Genomic DNA, 24,789 nt, shown 5'->3' with positions numbered 1-24,789 from the left:
CGGCGGCTATTGGCGCAAAAAGTGTTCGACCGACTCGCCCGTCACTTTACCAATCTGGTGGAACAGATAAAAAATGGCCAGCATCAGCATCACCATCACAGGTAAGGCGATCACCGGGTAACTCAGCGCTGTCATTTGTGCCAGCTCTTCATTAAAGGCCGGCGTGCCTGGCTGGCTGACCAGCAGGTATTTGGCCAGGCCATAATTCATGGCCGATGAAAACACAAAAGCGGCACTGACCAGGTATGCGCAGTGTTTCAGCTTCTGCTCAAACAGGCCCTCGGCTTGTTTTTGCTGCAGGCTGTGCTGCAGTTTGTGCAGGTCCAGCAACTCATCATTCAGCAAAATTTTTTTCACCAGTGGGTACCTGGTGTATTGACTGACAAACACCGCCAGCGCAATGACACCCGGTACAGCCGCTTCTTTAATGGCGATATAAGCCGGGTCGAGCTGCAATAAACTGATACCGCCGGTCAGCAGTACACTGACAATCCCCAACACTGAGAACAGGTTCACTTTCCGGCTTTGTTTCAGCTCATAAAGGCCAAAACAGACAGGAAAAGCCAAAGCGGCCACAAGAGCCCAAACCGGACCCAACTGCTGCTCTTCGCTGAGTTTGCTCAGGATCAGCGTTGGAATCACAATGTTAAACAGTAAATTCAGCAGAAAACCCGGTGATTTTTTTGGGGTTGGTGCAGACATAAGACAGCAGCTCCGCAAGTCAGATGTGGCCGAGTATACCCAGTTTCGCTGGCAGGCCATAGCCGTTACGAAGAGCTGAAGATCGAAACTTAGCAAGAACTCTGGTATTAAAGCGAAGCGTTATCAATTACATGTTGTTGATTTTATTCATGTTTTTTGTGTGTTTTGATTGATTTTATTTGTTTTTTGACTAAAATTGCTGCTATTGATGAAACAGCAGGAACTTGCGATGAAAGGCCAACCTTTGGTGCTTGCCAAACTGAACGAAGTACTGACCAGTGAACTGACGTCCATTAACCAGTACTTTCTGCATGCCCGTATTTATAAGAACTGGGGTTTGGCTCAGTTAAATACTGTTTGCTACAAAAAGTCGATCAAAGACATGAAGCAGGCAGACGCACTGATCGAACGTATTCTGTTCCTGGAAGGGTTACCCAATCTGCAGGCGCTGGGTAAGTTGCGTATTGGTGAAGACACGGAAGAAATGCTGCAATGTGATCTGGCGTTCCAGCATGATCAACTGCCGCTGCTGCGTGACGCTATTCAGCTGTGTGAGCAGCAGCAGGACTACGTCAGCCGCGAGTTGCTGCAGGACATTCTGGAGTATGAAGAAGAGCATGTGGACTGGATTGACACCCAGCAACAACAAATTCAACTGGTAGGCCTGGAAAACTACCTGCAAACTCAAATGGGGTCAGGAGATTAATATGAAAGGCCATCCTCAGATTATTGCTGCCTTAAACGAGCTGTTAGCCAATGAGCTGACTGCCATGGATCAATACTTTATTCACTCGCGTATGTACCACGACTGGGGCCTGCATAAGCTGTTTGAACGTATTGACCATGAAGTGACAGACGAAAAAGCCCATGCCTCTGCGCTGATTGAACGCATTCTGTTTTTGGAAGGCACGCCTGATCTCAGCAAACGTGATCCGCTGCAGGTTGGCCAGGATGTGCCTTCAATGCTGCAAAATGACTTAAATGTGGAATACACAGTAGGCGCCTTGCTGAAGAAGACCATCGCACTCTGTGAACAACAGCAGGATTATGTGACCCGCGATATGCTGATGACGTTACTGGATGACACGGAAAATGATCATGCCCATTGGCTGGAGCAGCAACTGCGGCTGATTAAACTGATTGGCTTACCCAATTACCTGCAGTCGCAAATGTAAAAAAAAGCGCGTTAAGCGCTTTTTTCTTTTGGATCTGGAGCGGGTGATGGGAATCGAACCCACGGCACCAGCTTGGGAAGCTGGGGTATTACCATTATACGACACCCGCAATGGCTGCCAAAATAATGGGCCTTGGGCCGCTTGTCAAATGTCCTGAGTGGAATGGATGCATCCAAAGCGAATGCAACGACTCAGTGACATTTTCTAGGAATTGCCGTTTAATTTCAGTTATTCCTCACTTTTCAGACCTCATCTTTATGCACCATGCATCAGAAAATACAGTACAACAAGCGGCGGCAGAGCTGGCCCGTTACCGCCTGGCAAAGCAACAGGCCGCGGTTTTACCCCATGAGTTAAGACCTGCCACCTCACTGGCAGCTATTCAGATCCAGCTGCAGTTATTACACCAACTGATGCAGCCCGTCTGGGGCTGGAAAGCGGGTTTACCTTCGGAAAAAGGCTGGGTGATGGCCCCTATTGGCCGGCTTGAACAAGGACACCAATGCCGCTTTGAATGGCCGGCATCCGACTACAGCATTGAGCCTGAATTTGCTTTTGTACTGGGGCAGGATTTACCACCAAGGGACGACCCGTACAGCGAGGCCGAGATTGATGCGGCAGTTGCTGCTACACATCTGGCACTGGAGCTGATTATCCGGCCTTATGCCAGTGATGCCGGTGCGGAGTTTCTGGATAACCTGGCGGCAGGTTTGTTTAACCAGGGCCTGTACCTGGGGCCGGAGGTGGCTGCCTCACCAGTTGAAGTGGCCTTGACCTTAACAGTCGAAGGGCAAGCGCCCCAGCAGTTTGCCGGTAAGCATCCCAATGCGGATGCCAAAGCACCACTGTACTGGCTGGTGAATCAGCTGTCGCAGCTTGGAATTGGCCTGTTTCAGGGGCAGGCGATCATTACAGGCTCTTATGCCGGTGTCTGGACTATTCCGGCGGCAACCCCGGTCCGGATTGACTATCAACAGCTGGGCAGCATGCAGCTGAGTCTCTTGCCCTAAAATTATTTTCGGATTTCCAGACTTCTAAACTTCCATTTTGTTGTCGATTTTGTAATCTATCAGTGTTGAGTACTTTTGTTTTCCCAGTTAGGGTTGAGATAACAACGCAGAAAAGCACAAAAAATCACGACAGGCAGTGGAACGAGGAGAGTGGGATATGTCGGAATATGCTGCCTTGAGGGCAAATGTGGGTTTGTTGGGCACCCAGCTGGGTGACACCATCCGCAATCAGCTGGGTGATTCGGTTCTGGAGCGAATCGAGCAAATTAGAGCGTTAGCGAAACAGGCCCGCCAGGGCACTCAGTTGCAGGATCAGCAGCTGAAACAAATGCTGGTGAATCTGAGTGACGCAGAAATTCTGCCGGTAGCCCGGGCTTTTGCCCAGTTTCTTAACCTGGCGAACCTGGCAGAACAGCACCATACCATCAGTAAAGCCGGTCGTTTAACCATTGAAAAGCCTCAGCCTATCCAGGAACTGCTGAATTTGCTGCAACAACAGCAAGTGGATAAAACCAAAATTGAAGCTGCAGTGAAAAACCTGTCGATTGAGCTGGTGCTGACGGCGCACCCAACCGAAGTGACCCGCCGCACCCTGATCCATAAACTGACGGAGATTGCGGCGGCTCTGGCGCAGCTGGAGCAGGATTTGTCTGCCGCCGAGCGTCAGGTGCTGGAAACCCGTTTGTCAGAACTGATCACCCAAGCCTGGCATACCAATGAAATCCGCGAACAACGCCCGACCCCGGTTGATGAAGCCAAGTCGGGTTTTGCCGTCATTGAAACCTCGTTATGGCAGGCGGTGCCGGCTTTTATCCGCGAACTGGAGCAGGAACTGCAACCTGTGCTCGGCCATGGTCTGCCACTGGATGCAGCGCCGGTGCGTTTTTCATCCTGGATGGGAGGGGACAGGGACGGTAACCCTTTTGTCACGGCAAAAGTGACCCGTCAGGTGTTATTACTCAGCCGTTGGAAAGCCGCTGACCTATTCAGCCGCGATTTGGACACGCTCGCCAATGAGCTGTCGATGAGCCAGGCCAATGATGCGTTGCGTGCTCAGGTGGGTGATGATTCCGAGCCGTACCGCAGGCTGTTAAAGGACGTACGACAAAAACTGATTTACACCCGCGACTGGCTCAGTGAAGCCTTGAAACACGACCGGCTGCAACGACCAGACGACTTGATTTGGGAAAACCAGCAACTGCTGGCCCCTTTGTTACTCTGCTACCAGTCCTTACTGGATTGCAAAATGCAGGTGATTGCCAATGGTTTGCTACGCGATACGATCCGCCGGGCTTATGCCTTTGGCCTGACCTTATTAAAGCTGGATGTGCGGCAGGAATCGGGCCGTCATACTCAGGTGTTCAGTGAATTTACCCGTTATCTCGGTATTGGCGATTACGCTGATTGGGACGAAAGCAGCCGTCAGGCCTTCCTGCTCAATGAGCTGGCCAGCAAACGGCCTTTATTTCCGCGCAATTGGCAACCCAGCCCCGAAGTCAAAGAGGTGTTGGATACCTGCGATATTGTTGCCCGTCATGGCCCGGAGGCACTGTCCACTTATGTGATTTCGATGGCTGGCAAGCCGTCAGATGTGCTAGCGGTTCAGCTGCTGCTCAAAGAAGCCGGTATCAGGTTCCCGATGCGGGTGGCACCATTGTTTGAAACTCTGGCTGACCTGACCAATGCGCCGGACTGTATCCGTAAACTGCTGGCGATTGACTGGTATCGCGGTTATATCCAGGGCAAGCAGGAAGTGATGATTGGTTATTCCGACTCCGCCAAAGATGCCGGCGCTTTCGCTGCCGCCTGGGCGCAGTACAGCGCTCAGGAAGCCCTGGTGCAGATTTGTCAGGAAGCCCAGGTGCAACTGACCTTGTTCCATGGCCGTGGTGGTACCATAGGCCGTGGTGGCGGCCCGGCTCATGCGGCCATTTTGTCGCAGCCACCAGGCTCGCTGGTTGGCGGTCTGCGGGTTACAGAGCAGGGTGAAATGATCCGCTTTAAATTTGGGTTAAGCGGTCTGGCGCAGCGCAGTCTGGCGTTATACGCCAGTGCGGTGTTGGAGGGCTTATTATTGCCTCCGCCTGTACCACAGCAACCCTGGCGCGAATTAATGCAGCAGTTGTCGGATATTTCCTGTCAGGCCTATAGGGCGATCGTGCGGCAACACCCTGATTTCGTGCCTTATTTCAGAGCGGCTACCCCGGAGCTGGAATTGGGCCAGTTGCCGTTAGGCAGCCGGCCACCGAAGCGAAACCCCAATGGGGGGGTGGAAAGCTTACGGGCTATTCCATGGATCTTTGCCTGGTCACAAAACCGCTTGATGTTACCGGCCTGGCTGGGAGCAGGCAGTGCGCTGGCGGCTGTGGTGCAAGCAGGTAAAACCGAAGTACTTCAGCAAATGCGTGCGCAATGGCCGTTTTTCGCCACCCGTTTGTCGATGCTGGAAATGGTGTACTTAAAAGCGGACCCGGAAATTGCCGCCTATTATGACGAGAAGCTGGTGCCTGAAGCGCTGCTGCCACTGGGCCTGCAGCTCCGATCACAGCTGGAGGCAGACAAAAACCTGCTGCTCAAGTTGATCCACAGTGACACCCTGATGGCCAACGAAGCCTGGATCCGCGAATCCATTATGCTGCGCAATACCTATGTCGACCCGCTGCATATTTTGCAGGTGGAGTTGTTAGATCGGGTGCGGCACGCGCCTGAAACCGTGAACGACAGCATCAAGCGGGCATTGATGGTGACTATTGCCGGTATTGCTGCCGGTATGCGTAATTCGGGCTAAATTTCGAAGAAAATAAAAAAGGGCGTGTGAATCACACGCCCTTTTATTTTTGCAGTTATCGATTAATAAAAGCTTTTCTTAAACTCAATACCGTAAATACGCGGTTCGTTGACGAAACCAGTCAGGTTAGCAAAGTCGATCGCCCCTTTCAGGTTGTCCTGATCGGTAATATTGCGGCCAAACAGTGCCAGCTCGTATTCGTTATCGAAGTTCAGGTAACCAATGCGCAGGCCGGCTTCGTAGTTACCGTCGGTGTAGAACTCTGCTGATTCATACAGGAACAGATTGGTTTTACCCTGGTAGGCCACATCGGTGTAGACGTAGATTTCACCGCTGGGTACCGGAATATCGTACCGGGCATTGATGGTAGCGATAGTTTCAGGCGCTTGCGGGAAGGGGTTGCCATCGGCGTAGGCAAAAAGTTTATCACCTGAAGGCGTTGGCAACGAGACTGTTGGACTGGTGACAGTACACATACCTGAACCACAGGTGCCGACCAGCAAACTGGCATCAGACAGTTCGGTATGGTTGTAACTGAAGCCACCACCTAACACCAGATTTTTAGTGGCGCGCCACTCCGCATCCACTTCAAAGCCATAACCTGTGCCTTTGTCAGCGTTCACCAGGGTATTGCCGTTGTTTACACCACCGATAGCAGATAACTGCATATCATCGATCTGGTAATAAAATACCGCTCCGTTCAGACGCAAAGAATTGTCTAAAAGGTCTGATTTTCCACCTACTTCAAAGGAAGTGATGGTTTCTGAGTCGGCAGTGGTTGGATCTTCCTCAAATGCGACATTGCGCCCCTGAATAGACTGGGCGCGGAAACCTTCGGCGATACGTGCATAGACACTGGTTGTATCCGTCAGACGGTAGTTGGTCGCTAATTCCCAGCTGACCTGCCCATCGTCTACATTGATTGGATCGTAATCCTGGATAGCGGCAGCACCAATCACTAAAGCAAAACCATCGACGTTCTGCTGACCCACCCAGAAATCTTTTTCATCGTAGGTGTAACGGATACCGGCGGTCACATCCCAGCGATCGTTCAGGTCATAAGTGGTTTGGCCAAACACCGCCCAGCTGTTGTTTTCATGGTACACAGAAGTGGCACCGAAAAAGCCGTCAATACTGGTGACGCCAAAGCTGGAGTCAAAGTAAAACGCGCCAACCTGCCAGTTCATGGGACCGTCGGTGTCGCTGGCTAAGCGAATTTCCTGAGTAAATTGTTCCAGGTCGTTCAATTGGTCTTCAGTGACGGCAGGATCAACGGTACTTGGACCCGGACCTGAAGTGTTACCACCGTCAATATCACCAATGCCATGCCCGTCTGCGTTCTCCTGAGCAGTGACAGACGTCAGTGTCATGCCGTTAAAGGCGTATTCCAGGGTTAACGAACCACCATTGTTCTCATACTTCTGGTAGTTGCCTTCACCACCGTCGTAATACACGGTATCGCGGTCATAGTTTTCATTCAGCTCGTTGCTGCCTTTGGTCAGCACGTTACGGCGGAAAATGGACGAGGTACCGTCCAGGTCGCGGCCATGCACGTTTAATAAGGCTTTGAAATCACCAGATTCGTACTGCAGTTGCAGACGGGCGGCTTTTTCTTCATGACCACCGGTAAAGTCTTTTTCGCCGGTAAAACCGTTGTCGATATAGTCGTCACGGTTCTGGCTCATCACAGACAAACGGGCCGAAATTTCGTCGGTTAAACCGCCACTGGCCGCACCTTCGAAATTCAGTGTGCCCAGGTTACCTACGCCCAGTTTGGTATAAGCTTCGAAATCCTGAGTAGGGCGGGCTGTGGTGAACTTCACCATACCAGCTGTGGTGTTACGGCCAAACAGCGTGCCTTGCGGGCCACGGATCACTTCAGCCTGAGCGATGTCGAACAACGGGAAACTTTTCAGGATCACGTTTTCCATCACCACGTCATCCATGATGACAGAAACCGGCTGAGAAGCGGCCAGGTCAAAGTCGGTGTTGCCTAAACCACGAATATAAAAACGTGGGGCAGCACGGCCATTCGATGATTCGGCATACAAACCTGGGATCTTATTCGCCAGCGCCTGAATGTCTTCGCCACCGGAAAACAGGGCGTCGAATTTTTCGCCACTTAAGGTTGCAATTGAAATAGGCACTTCCTGAGTGCTTTGCACCCGGCGCTGCGCCGTCACCATAATACGTTCCAGTTTGGCTTCTTCTTGTGCCTGGTCTTTGTCACTTTCCTGCGCCAGCAGCGCGGGAGAAAGACCCATGGCAGCAGCAAACAGGCTGGCCTGAATACCCAGAGCCAGAACCGACTTTTTGCATGTTTTCATTAAGTTATACCTTAGTGTTGAGGCTTTAATAGCTGTTATGACGCGTCCTGCATTTTTGTGTGAAACAGGCCCACCCAAACAAAACCTGGAGTGACCACAGGTTTTGTTGTTTCACGGCGCTACTATAGCATTTTGTCGCTTAAAATGCTGTTTTGGCCGCTCAATTGCCGGAGATTGCCGGATGTTCAGACCTTAAAGAAAGAATGAAGGCACGACAAATGAAAGATTTTGCGCTGTAACAGTTGCGCACGGCCAGTCGAAAAATCCGACTGGCCGGCAAGGGTTAAATCAGTTCGATTAACTGGGTGAGGCTCAGGCTGGAGCGCTGCATAATCAACTGACGGCCCAACGTCAGGGCTGCAGTTTCTGCTTTAGTTTTCTGACTCTGATCCGCTATTTTTTCCAGGTCAGCAACGTGCGCCAGACCGACAGTACGGCGGATCAACTCACAGCCAGCATAACCCAGGCTATCCTGCCAGATCTGGGTTAAAAAGCGTTGCTGAAACAGCTTATTCTGAAAAGAGATATCAGCGGTTTCCTGCTGCATAAGGTGGCTGAACTCGTCGGAGAAGGTGGTCCAGAACAGCACAATTTGGCCTTGCAGGTAAGACTGCCGGTCTAACGCTGTGGCTGGGTCCTGACATAAGCCGGGTTGTGCCAGAGCACAGAGCAGCAGGTTGCCGATAAAACTGCCGCAGTCAAAACCTATAGGGCCAAAGAAGCCAAATTCGGCGTCTATCACTTTGCTGCTGTCTGCTTTCACAAAAATGCTGCCGCTGTGCATATCGCCATGCAATAACGCCTGAGGTTTACTGAGGAAATCAGCCTTCAGCTGTGCCACTTCGGCCTGCAGTTCAGTGTCCAGCCACAGTTGTTGCGCTTGGGGCAAAATAGCCGGACTGATGGTGTTGCGTTCGTGGTTGCTGTACGGGTCGGTAAAAAATAAATCTTCGGTGATCAGACAGAGCTCAGGATTATTAAACTGCAGCTGCTGGGCTTTTTTCACTGGCCCTGTCAACACAAAGTCGCTGGTGTGGAACAGAACCTGCGCCAGATAGTGGCCAATGTGTTGGCCTAACAGTGGGAAACGTTTGCCCTGAATTAACGCACTGCGGGCAATTTCGTACTGATGCAAGTCTTCCATCAGAATAGCGGCCAGGCTCTGATCAAAATGGTAAACCTCCACCACATGGTCAGGGCATAGTTTGGCGTGCTGTCGCAGCACTTGCGCTTCAATACGGGCTCTGTCCAGTGTCAGAGGCCAGGATTCACCGACGCAGCGCGCATAAGGCAAAGCCTGTTTCACGATCAGGCTGGTGCTTCTGTTGTTTTTCACCCGGAACACCAGATTCAGATTGCCGTCACCAAACTCCTGTGCAGTCAATTGGCTGTGATCACCAAATAAATCGCTGTGCAGATCGGCAAAGTGGGCGGCCTGATCCGGGGTGAATGGGTGGTAGTCCGACATCTGAGGTTCCGTTTCTTGTGTTCAGCATAAGAGGGCCGCATAATCGCAAACCCGCATTTTCAGTGCAATGCCTTTCTCAGCAGGAGTTGTTCATGGTCAATCTGCAGGCCACCAGTCTGAAAGTTTTGAATAATCAGTTATATGTTTTGGATCAGACAGTGCTGCCGCAGCAGGAAGTCTGGCTGCATTGCCAGTCAGTGCCGCAAATGGTGCAGATGATCCAACGCTTGCAGCTGCGTGGTGCTCCCGCTATCGGCATTGGAGCTTGCCTGTTACTGGCTGTTCTGGCTGAGGCTGGTGAAAGCCAGGCCGGACTGCAGCAGGCGGCGCTGACGTTGCGGGCGGCCCGGCCCACCGCCGTGAATCTGATGAACGCTATTGATGTGATGCTGGCCGCGTTAGGTCAGGCTGATTACCGGCAGGCCTGTATTGCGGCCGCTGTGGGTCTTTTTGCTGAAGATGTCGCACTTTGTCAGCGTATGGCTGAACTGGGGGCCGGGTTGGTGCATCAGGGCGACCGCATTCTGACCCATTGCAATACCGGCGGCCTGGCGACGGTTGGTATTGGGACTGCTTTAGGGGTGATCCGTACCGCGCATCAGCAAGGCAAAAACATTCAGGTGTGGGTCGACGAAACCCGGCCTTTGTTACAGGGCGGACGTTTAACGGCCTGGGAACTGGAGCAGCAGCACATTCCCTATCACCTGATTTGTGACAATATGGCGGCCATGCTGATGGCTCAGGGACGGGTAGATAAAATTTTTGTGGGCTCAGACCGCATTGCAGCCAACGGTGATTTTGCCAATAAGATAGGCACTTATAACCTGGCGGTTCTGGCACATTACCATAAGGTACCGTTTTATGTAGTGGCGCCTTATACCACTGTGGATCCTGATTGTGCCACTGGTGCCGATATCCCTATTGAGCAACGTGCTGCTGCCGAGGTGAAAGGGGTGTCAGGTGCTTTTGGTCAGGTGTGCTGGGCGCCTGCAGCGGCCGCTGTGTATAACCCGGCTTTTGATGTGACCCCAGCCAGTCTGGTTACGGGCTGGGTATTGGACATCGGGGTGTTCAGCCAGCAGCAGATAGCCGCCGGTGCATTAAATCGCCAGCCAGGTTAAGGTTGGCATTGCAGAGGTCAAGTGGACGAATCCAACGCGGTAAACTTCAGCAAAGCCGCTGTGCGGGCTTTATAGAAGGCCAGTTCGTTGCCGTTAACGCTAAAGTTATCAATGCCTTGTAAAACTTGCAGGAACTGACTTTCCAGTTCGTCTCCAGCGCAGGCTTTCTGTGTGGTCGCCAGCGGCAAAAAGCGCAGGCGTAATCCTTCGGTTTCATAACCCCCGGTAAACTGATTACAGCCGGAAAAACCACTGATCCGGCCGTCGGTGCCGAATTCAATATAAGGCCGCTGTGCCGGGGGGCTCTGTACCGGCTGGCCCGCCAGCTCTTGCAACTGCCAGCGCACGCCGGTCAGGCTGGGGGCCGAGTCATCGCTGCTACCGGCCAGCATCTGCAACTCCGGGTTTTGTTTGGTTAACTGGTAATGCGCTGCCAGTGCGCCGTCAATGGGGTTACCTGCCATATCCAATTGGAGCAACAGGTTTTCCTGCACCAGGTACTGACTGGGGCCATCCTGCTCGGCCAATAAACGGATCTGCCGGCCTGTGCTGTCCCATTCAAACTGACCTGTGCTCTGGAACAACTCGTCACTTTCTCCAAGATACACCCGACTCAGCTGGTAAGTCTGGTCTGGGTGCAGTTCCAGGGTGGTCCGGATCCCTTCACAATCGGCGCAAGGCAATACCCCAAGGTAGCTGCCTGCCCAGTCCAGTGCATTCTGGCTGTTGTGTGCTGTATCCGTCGCTGCTGTGGCCGCTTTGGTGGGGCCGCTTTCTGTCACTGGGCCACAGGCGGCCAGCGTCAGCAAGGCAACAACGGCTATGCTGAATTGAATGGTCATGGCTTATCTCCTTAGGCTGAGGGCAATGTGGTTCTACTGTAAAACCGCCTGGCTGTACCTTAACTGAACCAGAACTCTGGGCTGCCCGGCCCTGTATTCACCCCCACTAATCCCAGCCGGATGGCACAAAGCAGTGTAGTAGGTACAGTGCTATCGAGATTGAACTTGGAGTATTTTTTATGGATTTGACCCGGCTCAGTGTGAAAAGCCCGGCTGCAGTGGTGGTGGTCAGTCTGATTATGTTGGTCTTTGGTGCCCTGGCGGTGCTGAAATTGCCCATCCAGTTATTGCCGTCCATTGAGCAGCCACAGATTTTTATTCAGAACGGCTGGCGGGCCGCTGCTCCTGAAGAAATGGAATCCACCATTATCGAACCCCAGGAGTCGGCGCTGCGTACCGTGCCTGGTGTTATTGAGAGCAGCAGTTTTATTGGCGCTGGTTTTGGTTTTATTACCCTGACCTTTGAGGTTGGTCAGGATATGCAGCAGGCCATGCTGAATGTCATTAACGCCCTGAACCAGGCCCCACCGCGACCAAGGGAAGCGGCCGAACCTGTGGTCACTATTAACAGTGGGGCCGGCCCTGTCGCCAGCCTGCTGATCCGCAAGCTGGATGAGCAGGCCGATGGTGATTTCACCGCGTTGCAACCCCTGATCGACGATGTGGTGTACCCCAAACTGAAAGCCATTTCCGGTGTGTCTCAGGTCGATCTGGCCAGCCGCCGGGCTAAAGAGTTGCATATAGTGTTCGACCCGTACCGGCTGGCTGCGCTGGGACTGACGGTGGATCAACTGAGCAGCCGCATCAGCAGAGCCAGCAATGTGTCTGGTGGTTTTGCGGAAGTGGGGCGGCGCGAATATACAGTGCGTTTTGTTGGCCAGTATGACCCGTCGCATTACCAGCAGATGGTCGTGACCTATCAGAACGACCGGCCTGTGTACCTGCATGAAGTGGCGGAAGTCAGTGTGGGTTATGCCGAACAGGGCGGCTTTACCAAACGCAATGGTTTCCCGGCCTTTTATGTGACGCTGCAGCGCAGTAGTGACTCCAATACGGTCGCGATTCTGGATGAGCTGAACCGGGTCATTGCGGCGTTGAACCAGCAGGAGCTCAAAGCTGCCGGTATTGAAATTGTGCTGAGTTTTGATGCCTCTGTGCATATCAAACGGGCCATTGAGTTGGTGAACGGTAATCTGCTGCTTGGCATTGCGATGTCGCTGGCCATTCTGTATCTGTTTTTGCGTGGCTGGCAGGCGACGGTGCTGATTGGCCTGACCATTCCGGTGTCTCTGATGACCTCCATTGTCATTCTGGAGCTTTGTGGCCGGACTCTGAACGTGGTGTCGCTGGCTGGGCTGGCCTTTGCGGTTGGAATGGTGCTGGATGCGGCCATCATAGTGCAGGAAACCATAGTCCGGCTCAGTCAGCAGGGGCTTGCCCTGGCGCAGGCGGTGAAAAAAGGCTGCCGTGAAGTCAGTGCGGCGCTCTGGGCGTCCACTGCGACAACAGTGGCTATTTTTCTGCCCGTGCTCTTTATGCAGGGGGTGGCCGGGCAGATGTTTTATGATCTGGCATTAACCCTGGCGGTGGCGGTCACGGCCTCGTTGTTTGTGGCGTTAACTGTATTACCGGTGGCCTCTTTGTATTGGCTGAAGCCCAAAGCAGCGGCACCTGAACAAGTGCATTTCTGGCAGAGGCTGGCAACCCGGCTGACGCAACTGACCAGCTCCCGCACTAAAGCCTGGCTTTGGTGTATGGCTCTGGTGCCAGGGGCCGCTTTGTTGGTGGTGGCGTTGTTGCCCAAAGCGGACTTTTTACCTCAGGCTTCTATTGATACCGTCTTTTCCGGTTTTTCCTTGCCACCAGGGGCCAATATGCAGGTGCTGGAACAGGAAGTGGGCGACCTGTTAGTGGAGCGGCTGCGGCCTTATTACCAGGATAAAAAGTATCCTTCGATCAAAGGTTATAACCTGTCGATTAACCGCGGTTTTAATGTGCTTTTTGTTTATGTGGACGACCCTGACAGCATTGACGACATGATTAAATTGCTGCGTGAAGAGATTCTGGTGGGCCTGCCGGACACCAGGGCGTTCAGTGTGCAGGGCTCGTTATTTAACTTTGGTTTTGGCAGCGGCCGCGAACTGAACCTGGATTTCCAGGGGCCGGATGTGCCGGTGCTGATGCAGCAAGCGGCGGCGGTGATGCCTAAAGTCGAAGCTTTGCTGACAGGCGCCACAGTACGACCTGTACCGGACTTGGCCTTGGCCCAGCCCGAATTGCGCTTACTGCCGGATGAAGATCGTATTGCACAAAGCGGTATTGACCGCTTTACCGTCGCCAATATGGTGCGGGCTGTCACAGATGGTATCTACATTGGTGAGTATTTTGACGGCAATGAACGGATGGACATTATCCTGAAAGGCCAGAGCTGGGAGACGCCTGAACAATTGTCGGCGACGCCTTTGCATACGCCTGCAGCTGGCAGCCAGACCTTGAGTCAGCTCAGTCAGTTGAGTTACACCACAGGGCCAACGTCGTTGCAGCGTATCAACGGCTTACGCACCATCAGTCTGCAAATTACTCCGCCAGCGACCATGCCGCTGGATGAGGCGATGCAACTGCTGCAGCAGCAGTTGCTGACCCCGCTGCGCACGGAGTTGCCGTCAGGCGTCTCAGTGCAGTTTCGCGGTAATTCCGACCGTTTAGCCGGAGCTATGCAGGAGATGGGAACTAACTTTGTGGTGGCCATTTTTATTTTGTTCCTGCTGATGGCGGCGCTGTTCCGCAGCGCCAAAGACAGTGTGTTGGTCGTGTTGACCATGCCGATGGCCGTGGCCGGTGGGGTTCTCGCACTGCGAGGCCTGAATCTGGTGAGTTTTCAGTCGCTGGACTTACTGACCATGATAGGGTTTGTCATTCTGCTGGGGCTGGTGGTCAATAACGCCATTTTGCTGGTGGATCAATGCCGTCAGGCCGAACAGGCCGGCGCCAGCATTGATGACGCTTTGTACCAGGCGGTGCTGACCCGGGCCCGGCCAATTTTTATGAGCACCCTGACCAGTATTTTCGGTATGTTGCCACTGGTGCTGGTGCCTGGTGTAGGTTCAGAGATTTACCGGGGCCTGGCGGCGGTAATAGTGGGGGGGATGGTGTTTAGTATGTGTTTTAGTTTAGTGCTGATGCCAGCACTGCTCAGGCTGACCAGCGGTCTGCAGCTGGCAGGCTGGTTGCAGAACAAGCAGGAGGTGTCCCATGCGGGCTAAAGTTGCGATAGTGGTGGGATTGTGCAGTGCTGTGCTCTTGCATTCGTCATTGGCTCAGGCGCAGCAGGCGCCAGAAAAAGTGGTCAGTGTCGCCTTGGTCGAGCAGCAGGTAGTGGTGCCTCAGACCACAGTATCGGCCCAGGTGCAAAGCCGGTATCAGGCCGATGTGACCAGCGGTGTCGAAGGACGGCTGCTGTGGTTGGCGGAACCCGGTACTGTGGTCAAACAGAATGACGTGATAGCCAGGCTGGACACAACGCCATTGCAACTGCGCGGAGATGAAATGCAGGCCCGCATCAGCAGGGCAGAAATCCAGTGGCAACGGTTGCAAAAAGATGCTGAACGTTTACTGGCCTTAAGTAAAAACAACAGTGTCGCTTTAACCCAGCTCGATCAGGTCGCGGCAGAGCGGGACAGCGCGGCGGCTGAACTGCGTTTATTGCAGGCGCAAATGGCGCAATTGCAGGATCAGATCAATCGCAGCACAGTCAAAGCGCCTTTTGCCGGCGTGGTCGCGCAGCGTTTTCACCAATACGGTGAAGACATCAGCAGAACGGACGCCTTGTTGCGGCTGGTCAATGTCAGTGATTTGGAGGTGGTGGTATTTGCCCCGCTGAAATACGCTGCTTTTATGCAAAGCCAGCAGCAGCTGCAGGTGTTTCACAGCGCCGGTCAGGCGCAGCTGGAAGTGCGTACCGTGATCCCGCTGTCGGACAGCCGTTCCCAAACTTTTGAAGCCAGGCTCAAAGTACCAGCCGAATTGCTGGAACACTTTCAGGTTGGGCAGCTGGTATCGGTCGCCGTGCCCACAGCGCTGGCGCGACAGCAGTTGCTGGTGCCACGGGATGCACTGGTCGTGAAAAGCGATGGTCAGTTTGTATTTGTGGTAGGGGCCGATCAAAAGGCCCGGCAGGAGCAGGTGCAACTGGGGCAAGGCGTTGGCAAACTGATTGCGGTGGATGCGGCTATTCAAGCCGGAGAGCAAGTGGTGATCCGGGGTGGGGACACCCTGACGTCCGGAGACAAAGTCAGGGTGCTGAGCAGCGACCAGTTTAAAGTCAAAACCTGATCAGGGTGCCTTCACTGGCGCCTGCCAGGCTTGCGTGCCCCACAAAGGCACTGTGCTGAGCGCATGTTTGTAACTGCCAGTGCTTTCTTTGGTGCTGTACGACAGATACATCAGGGTCTGATGGTTGGCATCATAAATCCGGCGGATTTTCAGATGTTTAAACAGAATGCTTTTGGATGTAGTAAAAATCACTTCGCCGTTTTTAGAACGGTCGATACCACTGAGCATTTCGGCAGTAATAGGGCCGGTCTGACGGCAGGCAATCGACATATCGGACGGGTCGGCTAAATCCAGGTCAGCTTCAACATGGCTGATATGGCAGGTGACGCCACTGATTTTCGGGTCAGTAAAACTCTGAACCTTAATATCTTTGGTGGTAAAAAGCCCCAGACTGACGTCGCCGACTTCCTGTTTGGAGCAGGCGCTCAGCAGCATTGCCACTGCAGCTACAGCAATCACTCGCAGCATGTTTTCCTCCTTAAAAAAACAAAACGGAGCCGCAGGCTCCGTTGGTGTATTAGTGACCGGCGTGGCCATCCAGACCATGCACATGGCCGTGGTCCAGCTCTTCCGGAGTGGCATCACGCACCAGTACAATTTCCACATCAAAGCACAGATCCATGCCAGACAGCGGGTGATTGCCGTCCACCACCACTTCTTCGTCTGTCACGTCCAGCACGATCACCGATTGCTCACGACCGTCCGGGCCCGCAGCGCGAAAACGCATGCCCACCTGCACGTCCATACCGTTAAACATTTCGCGGGGAACTGCCTGTGTCAGTTCGTCATGGCGTTCGCCATAGGCTTCGGCCGCAGCCACTTCCACCTGGAATTTATCGCCCACCTGTTTGCCCAACAGCGCGTTTTCCAGGCCCTGAATCAAGGAACCTGTGCCGTGAATAAACACCAGCGGCTCGCCACCGGCTGAACTGTCCAGTTCATTGCCGTTTTTGTCGGCCACTGTGTAATGAATAGCAACTACTTTGTGCGCTGCAACGCTCATAAAAAACCTCGTTAAGTCAGTGAATAGGGCAAAGGCGCTGCCTGCAGGGCCGATGCTTCCGGAGTTGCCAATCGCAGCGGATCAGCAGGGTCGAGATCGTTTGGTAACACCGCCAACACCCAAAGTTGCCCCTGAATATTCACCGCATTAATTACCTGGCCTACCCGCCGCCAGTTGTCTGACCATTGTACTTCAATATCGGTGCCGCTGGCCGGAGTTTCTGTACTGGGGCCCTTGAGGATATAAGCGGCTCTTTTGTTTTTCCCCAGATACTTCATACGCGCGACCGTTTCCTGGCCTATGTAACAGCCTTTGGTAAAACTGATGGCGTTCAGGCTTTGTAAGTTCAGCATTTGTGGCACATATTCGCCAATCACCGCCTGCTCCAGATATGGCAACCCGGCCTGAATATGCCGGGCCAGCCAGACGGTGGGAGCAGCCCAGGGTAAATCGCTGCGGCTGGCCAGTGCCTGGGCTTCGGCTACTGGCAGCACCACTAAATAATGCTCTGCTGCCAGTGCCAGAATTTTGCCGCCTGACCAGTGGCTGCTTTGGCCTTCGGCCGGAGCTGTAGCGCCGAGCCGCTCTAACAGTGTTGTTGCGCCGGCGCCGCTGACACCCAGGGTCGCCAGGCTGTCATGGGCCAGCTCGAAACTGATTTTGGAAAACACCCCAAATTTCTTCAGTTGCAGCATCGAGGCCTGCAGCTCATCCCGAAAGGCGGTGTACCACAACTCCTCGTGGTGCTGGCTCAGATGAAACACCGCCCACATTTTGCCTTTGGCGTCACAATGGGCGCCCCGCAGAAAATTATCTGCAGTCAGTTGATTCAGATCGCAGGTGGTTTGTCCCTGCAAAAATTTACGTTGATCCGGCCCGCTGATCCGCAGGGTTTCAAAGGCAGGGAGAGGGCTCAGGCTGGCGCCTGTATGTTGGGTTGATAAGGCCGCCAGTTGTTCGGCACTGATCCAGCTTGCTTGCATTGGGGTCACTTCAGTTCAATGGTTCTCTGGCGATCATTGGGCGAAATCGGCAAAAGCTCAACCCCTGAAGGGGTTTTTTGTTAGAATCCGCCAGTTCTCAGGTGGATCGGATAATGAAATGGCAGAGTTAATGAGTAAGGCCCGGTTACGTTGGGCTTGTCGTCGCGGTATGCTGGAACTGGATGTGCTGCTGGCGCCTTTTGTCGAGCAGGGGTATGACGGCCTGACAGAGCAGCAAAAGGCAGAATTTGAACAACTGCTGGCCTGCGATGACCCGGATTTGTTTGCCTGGTTTATGGGCCATGCCAAATCTGAGAAGCCTGAACTGCAGGCATTGGTGAACCTGATTGTTCAACGGGTACGGGTATAACTTAAAAATTCAGCCAAGCCGCTGGCGGCGCTGGTGGTGCCGGGGTCAGCTACTGGCGGTGTTGCTGTTGTTTGCCGTGCACCCGGTGTATGGCTGGTGGTGGCTGCTGCTCTGGCCCGCGCTGTTTTTCTGCTTTTATCAGTTATTGCAACAATGGCGCCAGCCAGTCCCGGCTGAGCAATGCTGGCTGACTGAACATGGCCAGATCCGCTGGGCGGATGACGCATTGGCCGCAGGGCAAATTCAGTCACACAGTTTAATCAGCCAGTATGGGGTGTTACTGCGCTGGCAAGACTCACAGCAGCAACAGCACCAACTCTGGTTATACCGGGATAATTTCAATGAGGCCGACTTTCGGGCCTTGTGCCGGGTCTGCCAGACCGTGCAGTGGCAAGGCCAGAGTTCAGAACCCCGGCGTTAGTACGGTAGGGTGGGGGGCCTCCAGCAAGGCCGGATGATCCAGGTTGTAATGCAGGCCGCGGCTTTCTTTACGGGCCATAGCGCTGCGGATAATCAGCTCCGCCACCATGGTCAGATTACGCAGTTCCAGCAGGTTATGGCTGACACGGAAGTTGCGGTAATAATCCTGGATCTCCTGCTGTAAAAGCTCTACCCGGTGCAAGGCCCGCTCCAGCCTTTTGTCGGTGCGCACTATGCCAACATAATCCCACATAAACATCCGAAGCTCATGCCAGTTGTGGGTAATGACAATTTCTTCGTCCGAATCTGTCACCCGGCTTTCATCCCAAACAGGTAATTCCGGTGGCTCACAGGCCTTTGCCAGTTCGGCCTTAATTTCTCTGGCGGCGGCCTGGGCAAAGACCACACATTCCAGCAGCGAGTTGCTGGCCATCCGGTTGGCGCCATGCAGGCCGGTGTAAGCCACTTCACCTATTGCAAACAGGTTAGGAATATCGGTCTGGCCTTTGAGGTTGGTCATCACGCCGCCGCAGGTGTAATGAGCGGCCGGTACCACAGGTATGGGCTGTTTGGTAATGTCGATGCCCACACCCAGGCATTTGGCATAAATGGTCGGAAAGTGTTCAATAATAAAGTCTTTCGGCTTATGGCTGATGTCCAGATACACACAATGGGCACCCAGTTTTTTCATTTCAAAGTCGATGGCGCGGGCGACAATATCCCGCGGTGCCAGTTCGGCCCGTTCATCAAAATCTGGCATAAAGCGGCTGCCATCCGGCCGTTTCAAATAAGCGCCTTCCCCACGCATGGCTTCAGTGATTAAAAAATTCTGGGCATCCGGGTGGTACAGGCTGGTTGGGTGGAACTGGTTAAACTCCATATTGGCGACCCGGCAACCGGCGCGCCAGGCCATGGCAATGCCGTCACCGCTGGCCACGTCCGGGTTGGAGGTGTACAAATACACTTTGCTGGCGCCGCCTGTGGCCAGCGCAATAAACTTGGCACCTATCACTTCCACCTGTTCAGACTGCAGGTTCCAGACATAAGCACCATGGCATTTTTCGGTATGCCCCCCCAGTTTGCGTGCTGTAATGAGGTCTATAGCGTTGTAGTTTTCCAGTAAGCGGATATTCGGGTGGTTTTTGACCTGATCGACCAACGTGATCTGCACAGCACGGCCTGTGGCGTCGGCGGCGTGCAATATACGGCGGTGGCTATGACCGCCTTCGCGGGTCAGGTGGTATTTCAGCACACCGTCTTCGTCACGGTACTGATCAAAAGGCACTCCCTGCTCAATCAACCATTGCATCGCGGATTTGGCGTTTTCTGCGGTGAACTGCACAGCGGCCTGTTCGCACAAACCTGCTCCTGCAATCAGAGTGTCATCGACATGAGAGGCGATACTGTCGTTTTCATCAAAGACGGCTGCAATGCCACCTTGGGCATAGAGGGTCGACCCTTCACGTAATGCGCCTTTACTGAGCACGATCACCTGCGCAGCGTCAGCCAGATGCAATGCCAGCGACAAACCAGCGGCACCACTGCCAATGATCAGTACGTCACAAAGATGTTTTTTTTGTTCAGGCATCAGATACACTAACTCCGGAAAACACAGTGAACTGTCAGAAATTTGGGTCTTTATACACTTCTAACCGCCGGCACGCCGGGTAAATCGTCGCAATTGTAACTTTTTTTTGCAAAGTTACAGAACTATTTACCGGAAGGCGCGTCTCAAGGGTACGCCTGATGAGTGCCAGTGCAAAAAGAAGTAGTAGTTAGCTTTAGGGGAAAAGCTCGGATGAGCGAGCAGGAATTGGACTGGCAAATTGTCCAGCGGGTACAACAAGGGGATAAAGCAGCCTTTAATCTGCTGGTGCGCAAATATCAGCATCGCATCGCCAACCTGGTGTCACGTTATGTGTCAAACCATGGCGATGTCGCTGATGTCGCCCAAGAAGCTTTTATTAAAGCCTATCGTGCTATCCCTGGGTTTCGGGGGGAAAGTGCCTTTTATACCTGGTTGTACCGTATCGCTGTGAACAGCGCTAAGAATTACCTGGTGGCGACTGGCCGTAAACCGCCGTCAACAGATGTGGATGCCGACGATGCCGAATTCTTTGAAGGCTCTGACGCATTAAAAGAACAGGACTCACCGGAAAAGCTGTTGTTGTCCGAGGAGATCCGTGAAGTTGTATTTACGACCATTGAAAAACTGCCGGACGAACTGCGTACCGCAATAACCTTGCGTGAACTGGATGGTCTGAGCTATGAAGAAATTGCGGAAGTGATGGGCTGTCCAATAGGCACAGTCAGAAGTCGAATCTTCCGTGCGCGTGAAGCTATTGATGCGCAGTTGAAACCGCTCATTAGCTGACCCATAAGTGAACAGGAATCAGTATGTCGTTAGAAAAATCAGATTGGCTGTCGGCGGCGGGTGATAATCAGGCGATAGCTCCGGAGCAATTGGATACATTGCTGCAAGACGCTGAATTGCAACAAAGCTTTGCGCGTTACCACCTGATTGGCGCAGCCATTCGCAATGAATTACCGGCGCAGATTGATCTGGATTTCGCGGATCGTTTTGCGGCTGTACTGGAACAGGAAACTACCTATCAGTTAACGCCTGTGACGCCTTCAGTCGTGAACAGCAGTTTATGGCAAAAACTGGCAGACGCAGCCAATAACAGCTGGGCCCGCATGGGCATGCAAGGGGCTGTCGCTGCGGCGGTAGCCCTGATGGCTGTGGTGGGTGTGCAGCAGTTTCAGGCGGCAGGTCCGGATGCGGATTTGAACACGCCACTGCCCGTACTGCAGACTCAACCTGTTGCTGGTTTTGCCACTCCGGTCAGCTTAAGCCAGACCTCGGTGGATTCCCGCTTTGAGCAGGAACAGCGTCAGGCGATGCTGGAACAACAAAAACGTTTGCAACAACTGTTGCAGGCGCATCATCAGCAAATTCGCGTGATGGAAACCGCGCAGCATCAGGCGCCAAAAGCGCCGGTTGAGGCTGAAAAACAAGAGAACTAATCATGCATTGGCAAGGCGTTTGTTGTGCCTTCATTCTTCTGACCTTTTCCGGTCTGAGTCAGGCAGATGACTCAGGCTGGACTTGGTTTCAGCGCTGTCAGCAGGCCGTCCGGCAATACAATTTCGAAGCTTCTTTTGTGGTGATCAAACCCAACCAGGTGGACAGCTATCGCTGGCTGCATGGCGTACAGGGGGACGATGAACTGGAACAACTGATGCCATTGGAGCAGGCCGGACTGGAAATTCTCCGTCGCAATGACAAGGTGTATTATTTTGCGCCTGAGCGTTCGGCGATGGCGACCAATAACCAAAGTATTAAAGAGCTGCCGGCGCTGTTGTATCAGGACTTGGACCGTATCCAGCAGTTATACGATGCAGTGGCCGGTGGTGTGACTCAACTGTCCGGTCGCAATGCCCAATTGCTGCGGCTGACTGCTTTTGATAACGACAGGCCTGGTTACTGGTTGTGGCTGGATGCACAAACAGGTTTTCCACTGAAAATAGACACCATTGGCCAACAAAAGGACCCGCTGGAGCGTTGGGTGGTGACCCATATTCAGCCGCTTGAACAATTTCCGGCCGCACTCACGCCGGCCTTGACTGCACAATTACCGCAAAACATCCCGCCGTTGCCGGACCAGCAAGTGCCACAAAGTCCGCTGGAACTAGCCTGGTTACCTGCAGGTTATCAGGCGTTGCCTGTCGCTTCTGTCGCTCAGCCAAATCAGGTGATGGAGCAATGGTTGCTGTCAGATGGGTTGCATCAGGTGTCCGTTTTTGTGCAGCCGACGGCTCAGTTGCCGGCCCAGGCGTATCGGGATGGTGCCACCACTATTTTTGTGATGCCAAAAAACCAGTTTGACGTCACAGTGATTGGTCCTGTGTCCATTGAAGTGGCACGGCAGATTGCTGAATCGGTGCAATAAATGCTGGAAGAAATTGCTGTTGTAGTCAAGACGGATGCGACCGGAGTCTGGCTAAAAACCCAGGCCAAAACCAGCTGCAATGCCTGCCAGGCTCATGACAACTGTGGCACAGGTGTGGTGGCTAAAGCCTTAACGCCAAAAGAGAATGTTTTTTTCGTCTCTGGCCATACCGAGTTGCTGGCCGGTCAGACAGTGCAAATCGCTGTCACCGAACAGCAGTTGCTGGAGGCTGCTGCTCTGGTGTACCTCTGGCCTCTGGCCTGCCTGATCCTGATGGCGTTGTTATTGCAGCATCTGCAGTTCCCCGATGGAACTGTGGCTTTGGGGTCTTTGTCGGCTATGGGCCTGGCGTTTGCCCTGATCCGGCTGCGCCGGCAGCAGCATGCCGCTGAACCTGTGCAAATCCTGAAGGTGTTACCGCAAATCAGTCTGCAGCATCACTGAAACCGCTTGTTCTGTTACAACTGCATACGTAGCAACCAAAGCTGAGATCGAGTACAATCCGCGCCAAATTGTTCTGAATTAACCATCAGGCCGTCTTCCCCGCCATGCTGTGGGGCGCCTTAGCAGCTTTAACGGAAAAAATGCCAAAATTAACTCATATTCGTAACTTCTCGATCATTGCTCACATTGACCATGGTAAATCGACCCTGTCTGACCGGTTGATCCAACACTGTGGTGGCCTGAGCGACCGTGAAATGCAACAACAGGTGCTGGACTCCATGGACCTGGAGCGTGAGCGTGGCATCACCATTAAAGCGCAGTCGGTGACCTTGCACTACAAAGCCAAAGATGGTGAAACTTACCAACTGAACTTTATCGATACGCCAGGCCATGTCGACTTCACCTATGAAGTATCGCGTTCGCTGGCAGCCTGTGAAGGGGCGCTGCTGGTGGTAGACGCCGGTCAGGGTGTAGAGGCGCAGACGGTCGCTAACTGCTACACGGCACTGGAGCTGAATCTGGAAGTGCTGCCTATTCTGAACAAAATCGATTTGCCTCAGGCGGACCCTGATCGGGTGGCGCAGGAAATTGAAGACATTATCGGTATTGAAGCCATAGGTGCTGTGCAGTGTTCTGCCAAAACCGGTATTGGGATTGAAGATGTGCTGGAGACCATTGTTGCGAATATTCCATGCCCGGAAGGGGATGTGGATGCACCCACTCAGGCGCTGATTATCGATTCCTGGTTTGACCCCTATCAGGGTGTTGTGTCGTTGGTGCGGGTCAAACATGGTGCTATCCGCGCCAAAGACAAAATCAAAGTGATGTCGACCGGCCAGACGTATGAAGTGGACAAAGTGGGTATTTTTACGCCCAAGGCCAATAACACCGGCATTCTGAGCGCCGGTGAAGTAGGTTTTGTCATCGCGGGTATTAAAGAAATCAAAGGTGCGCCGGTAGGCGACACCCTGACGCTGGCACGGAACTCAGCCACTCAGGCGCTGCCTGGTTTTAAACGTATTAAACCTCAGGTCTATGCCGGTGTGTTCCCGGTGTCCACCGACGACTACGAAGATTTCCGTGACGCGCTGGAAAAACTCAGCCTGAATGACTCTTCATTATTTTATGAACCAGAAAACTCCACAGCGCTGGGTTTTGGTTTCCGTATTGGCTTCCTGGGTATGCTGCATATGGAAATTATTCAGGAGCGTCTGGAGCGGGAATACGACCTGGATTTGATCACCACGGCACCAACAGTAGTCTACGAAGTGGTGCAGAAAAACGGTGAAATCGTGATGGTCGACAACCCGTCTGATTTACCGCCAGTCGGCAATATTGATGAAATCCGTGAACCTATTGTTGAGGCCCATATTCTGGTGCCGCAGGAATATCTGGGCAACGTGATCAACCTCTGTATTGAAAAACGTGGTGTGCAGATCAATATGACCTATCACGGCCGTCAGGTGGCTGTGGTGTATGAACTGCCAATGGCCGAAGTGGTGATGGACTTCTTTGACCGCCTGAAATCGACCAGCCGTGGTTATGCATCGCTGGATTACAGCTTTAAACGCTTCCAGGTGTCAGATATGTCGCGGGTCGATATTCTGATCAACGGTGAGCGGGTCGACGCGCTGGCCATTATCAGTCACCGTGACTTCGCCCAAAGCCGCGGCCGTGAGCTGGCCGAAGCGCTGAAAGAGCTGATCCCGCGCCAGATGTTTGATATCGCCATTCAGGCGGCTATTGGTGCGCACGTGATCGCCCGGACCACGGTAAAACAGTTACGTAAGAACGTACTGGCCAAGTGTTATGGCGGTGACGTCAGCCGGAAGAAAAAGCTGTTGCAGAAAC

General features: G+C 53.3%; 22 protein-coding genes and 1 tRNA gene. 14 read left to right on the top strand and 9 right to left on the bottom strand.

Features of this window, described 5'->3' with window-relative positions; all coding sequences use genetic code 11:
• Positions 1-6: 6 nt before the first annotated feature.
• On the bottom strand, positions 7-702 hold the full coding sequence (locus WKJ04_RS14000) for a VC0807 family protein (protein WP_337880978.1): 696 nt from the start codon (positions 700-702) through the stop codon (positions 7-9).
• Positions 703-931: 229 nt separating this feature from the next.
• On the opposite strand from WKJ04_RS14000, the gene bfr (WKJ04_RS13995) reads away from it, so the two are divergent.
• Together bfr (WKJ04_RS13995) and bfr (WKJ04_RS13990) are read left to right on the top strand one after the other, a co-directional pair.
• A complete protein-coding gene (gene bfr / locus WKJ04_RS13995; RefSeq protein ID WP_337880977.1) occupies positions 932-1,408 on the top strand; it encodes a bacterioferritin in 477 nt (158 codons plus the stop codon).
• Between the two features lies 1 nt (position 1,409).
• On the top strand, positions 1,410-1,877 hold the full coding sequence (bfr, locus tag WKJ04_RS13990; protein ID WP_337880976.1) for a bacterioferritin: 468 nt from the start codon (positions 1,410-1,412) through the stop codon (positions 1,875-1,877).
• A 35-nt stretch (positions 1,878-1,912) separates the two neighbouring features.
• Here the strand turns inward: bfr (WKJ04_RS13990) and WKJ04_RS13985 are convergent.
• Positions 1,913-1,986 (bottom strand) — tRNA-Gly (locus WKJ04_RS13985).
• Between the two features lie 148 nt (positions 1,987-2,134).
• On the opposite strand from WKJ04_RS13985, the gene WKJ04_RS13980 reads away from it, so the two are divergent.
• Positions 2,135-2,887, top strand: coding sequence for a hypothetical protein (locus WKJ04_RS13980; RefSeq protein WP_337880975.1), 753 nt, complete (start codon positions 2,135-2,137; stop codon positions 2,885-2,887).
• Positions 2,888-3,044: 157 nt separating this feature from the next.
• A complete protein-coding gene (gene ppc, locus WKJ04_RS13975) occupies positions 3,045-5,675 on the top strand; it encodes a phosphoenolpyruvate carboxylase (protein WP_337880974.1) in 2,631 nt (876 codons plus the stop codon).
• 62 nt (positions 5,676-5,737) lie between these two features.
• Here ppc and WKJ04_RS13970 read toward each other — a convergent pair whose 3' ends face one another.
• A complete protein-coding gene (locus WKJ04_RS13970; protein WP_337880973.1) occupies positions 5,738-8,002 on the bottom strand; it encodes a TonB-dependent receptor in 2,265 nt (754 codons plus the stop codon).
• A 283-nt stretch (positions 8,003-8,285) separates the two neighbouring features.
• Entirely contained in the window at positions 8,286-9,470 is a 1,185-nt protein-coding gene (gene mtnK, locus WKJ04_RS13965; protein WP_337880972.1) for an S-methyl-5-thioribose kinase, read from the bottom strand.
• 92 nt (positions 9,471-9,562) lie between these two features.
• Between mtnK and mtnA the strand changes: the two genes are divergently transcribed.
• Positions 9,563-10,591, top strand: a complete 1,029-nt coding sequence (mtnA, locus tag WKJ04_RS13960; RefSeq protein WP_337880971.1) for an S-methyl-5-thioribose-1-phosphate isomerase — start codon at positions 9,563-9,565, stop codon at positions 10,589-10,591.
• Between the two features lie 17 nt (positions 10,592-10,608).
• Here the strand turns inward: mtnA and WKJ04_RS13955 are convergent, their stop codons facing one another.
• Complete coding sequence (locus WKJ04_RS13955) at positions 10,609-11,433, bottom strand: copper resistance protein NlpE N-terminal domain-containing protein (protein WP_337880970.1); 825 nt, start codon at positions 11,431-11,433, stop codon at positions 10,609-10,611.
• Positions 11,434-11,612: 179 nt separating this feature from the next.
• On the opposite strand from WKJ04_RS13955, the gene WKJ04_RS13950 reads away from it, so the two are divergent.
• The gene (locus WKJ04_RS13950) at positions 11,613-14,696 is read left to right on the top strand and encodes an efflux RND transporter permease subunit (protein ID WP_337880969.1); all 3,084 of its coding nucleotides are present in this window, start codon (positions 11,613-11,615) and stop codon (positions 14,694-14,696) included.
• A complete protein-coding gene (locus WKJ04_RS13945; RefSeq protein WP_337880968.1) occupies positions 14,686-15,765 on the top strand; it encodes an efflux RND transporter periplasmic adaptor subunit in 1,080 nt (359 codons plus the stop codon). The genes WKJ04_RS13950 and WKJ04_RS13945 overlap by 11 nt, the downstream gene beginning before the upstream one ends.
• On the opposite strand, the gene WKJ04_RS13940 is transcribed toward WKJ04_RS13945, so the two are convergent.
• From WKJ04_RS13940 to ygfZ, 3 genes are read right to left on the bottom strand one after another with little or no spacing between them, the layout of a single operon-like run.
• Entirely contained in the window at positions 15,766-16,233 is a 468-nt protein-coding gene (locus WKJ04_RS13940; RefSeq protein ID WP_337880967.1) for a CreA family protein, read from the bottom strand.
• Between the two features lie 49 nt (positions 16,234-16,282).
• The gene (locus WKJ04_RS13935; protein WP_337880966.1) at positions 16,283-16,768 is read right to left on the bottom strand and encodes a peptidylprolyl isomerase; all 486 of its coding nucleotides are present in this window, start codon (positions 16,766-16,768) and stop codon (positions 16,283-16,285) included.
• A gap of 11 nt (positions 16,769-16,779) precedes the next feature.
• On the bottom strand, positions 16,780-17,751 hold the full coding sequence (gene ygfZ / locus WKJ04_RS13930) for a tRNA-modifying protein YgfZ (RefSeq protein WP_337880965.1): 972 nt from the start codon (positions 17,749-17,751) through the stop codon (positions 16,780-16,782).
• 118 nt (positions 17,752-17,869) lie between these two features.
• On the opposite strand from ygfZ, the gene WKJ04_RS13925 reads away from it, so the two are divergent.
• Positions 17,870-18,121: a succinate dehydrogenase assembly factor 2 gene (locus WKJ04_RS13925; protein ID WP_337880964.1), complete on the top strand. Its 252-nt coding sequence runs from the start codon at positions 17,870-17,872 to the stop codon at positions 18,119-18,121.
• Complete coding sequence (locus WKJ04_RS13920; RefSeq protein ID WP_337880963.1) at positions 18,099-18,542, top strand: protein YgfX; 444 nt, start codon at positions 18,099-18,101, stop codon at positions 18,540-18,542. Before WKJ04_RS13925 ends, WKJ04_RS13920 begins: the two co-directional genes overlap by 23 nt.
• Here the strand turns inward: WKJ04_RS13920 and nadB are convergent.
• Positions 18,525-20,129, bottom strand: coding sequence for an L-aspartate oxidase (gene nadB, locus WKJ04_RS13915; protein WP_337880962.1), 1,605 nt, complete (start codon positions 20,127-20,129; stop codon positions 18,525-18,527). The genes WKJ04_RS13920 and nadB overlap by 18 nt on opposite strands.
• Before the next feature lie 210 nt (positions 20,130-20,339).
• Between nadB and rpoE the strand changes: the two genes are divergently transcribed.
• The 5 genes from rpoE to lepA form a co-directional block, all read left to right on the top strand.
• On the top strand, positions 20,340-20,915 hold the full coding sequence (rpoE, locus tag WKJ04_RS13910; protein WP_337841781.1) for an RNA polymerase sigma factor RpoE: 576 nt from the start codon (positions 20,340-20,342) through the stop codon (positions 20,913-20,915).
• A gap of 23 nt (positions 20,916-20,938) precedes the next feature.
• Positions 20,939-21,568, top strand: coding sequence for a sigma-E factor negative regulatory protein (locus tag WKJ04_RS13905; protein WP_337880961.1), 630 nt, complete (start codon positions 20,939-20,941; stop codon positions 21,566-21,568).
• A gap of 2 nt (positions 21,569-21,570) precedes the next feature.
• Complete coding sequence (locus WKJ04_RS13900; protein WP_337841779.1) at positions 21,571-22,494, top strand: MucB/RseB C-terminal domain-containing protein; 924 nt, start codon at positions 21,571-21,573, stop codon at positions 22,492-22,494.
• Entirely contained in the window at positions 22,495-22,938 is a 444-nt protein-coding gene (locus WKJ04_RS13895; protein WP_337880960.1) for a SoxR reducing system RseC family protein, read from the top strand.
• Between the two features lie 140 nt (positions 22,939-23,078).
• A partial coding sequence (lepA, locus tag WKJ04_RS13890) for a translation elongation factor 4 (protein ID WP_337880959.1) occupies positions 23,079-24,789 on the top strand: 1,711 nt, incomplete at its 3' end.

Origin of the sequence: Rheinheimera sp., assembly GCF_037442345.1 — a bacterium.
Lineage (GTDB): Bacteria > Pseudomonadota > Gammaproteobacteria > Enterobacterales > Alteromonadaceae > Pararheinheimera.
This window is presented reverse-complemented; position numbering and strand designations above follow the sequence as displayed.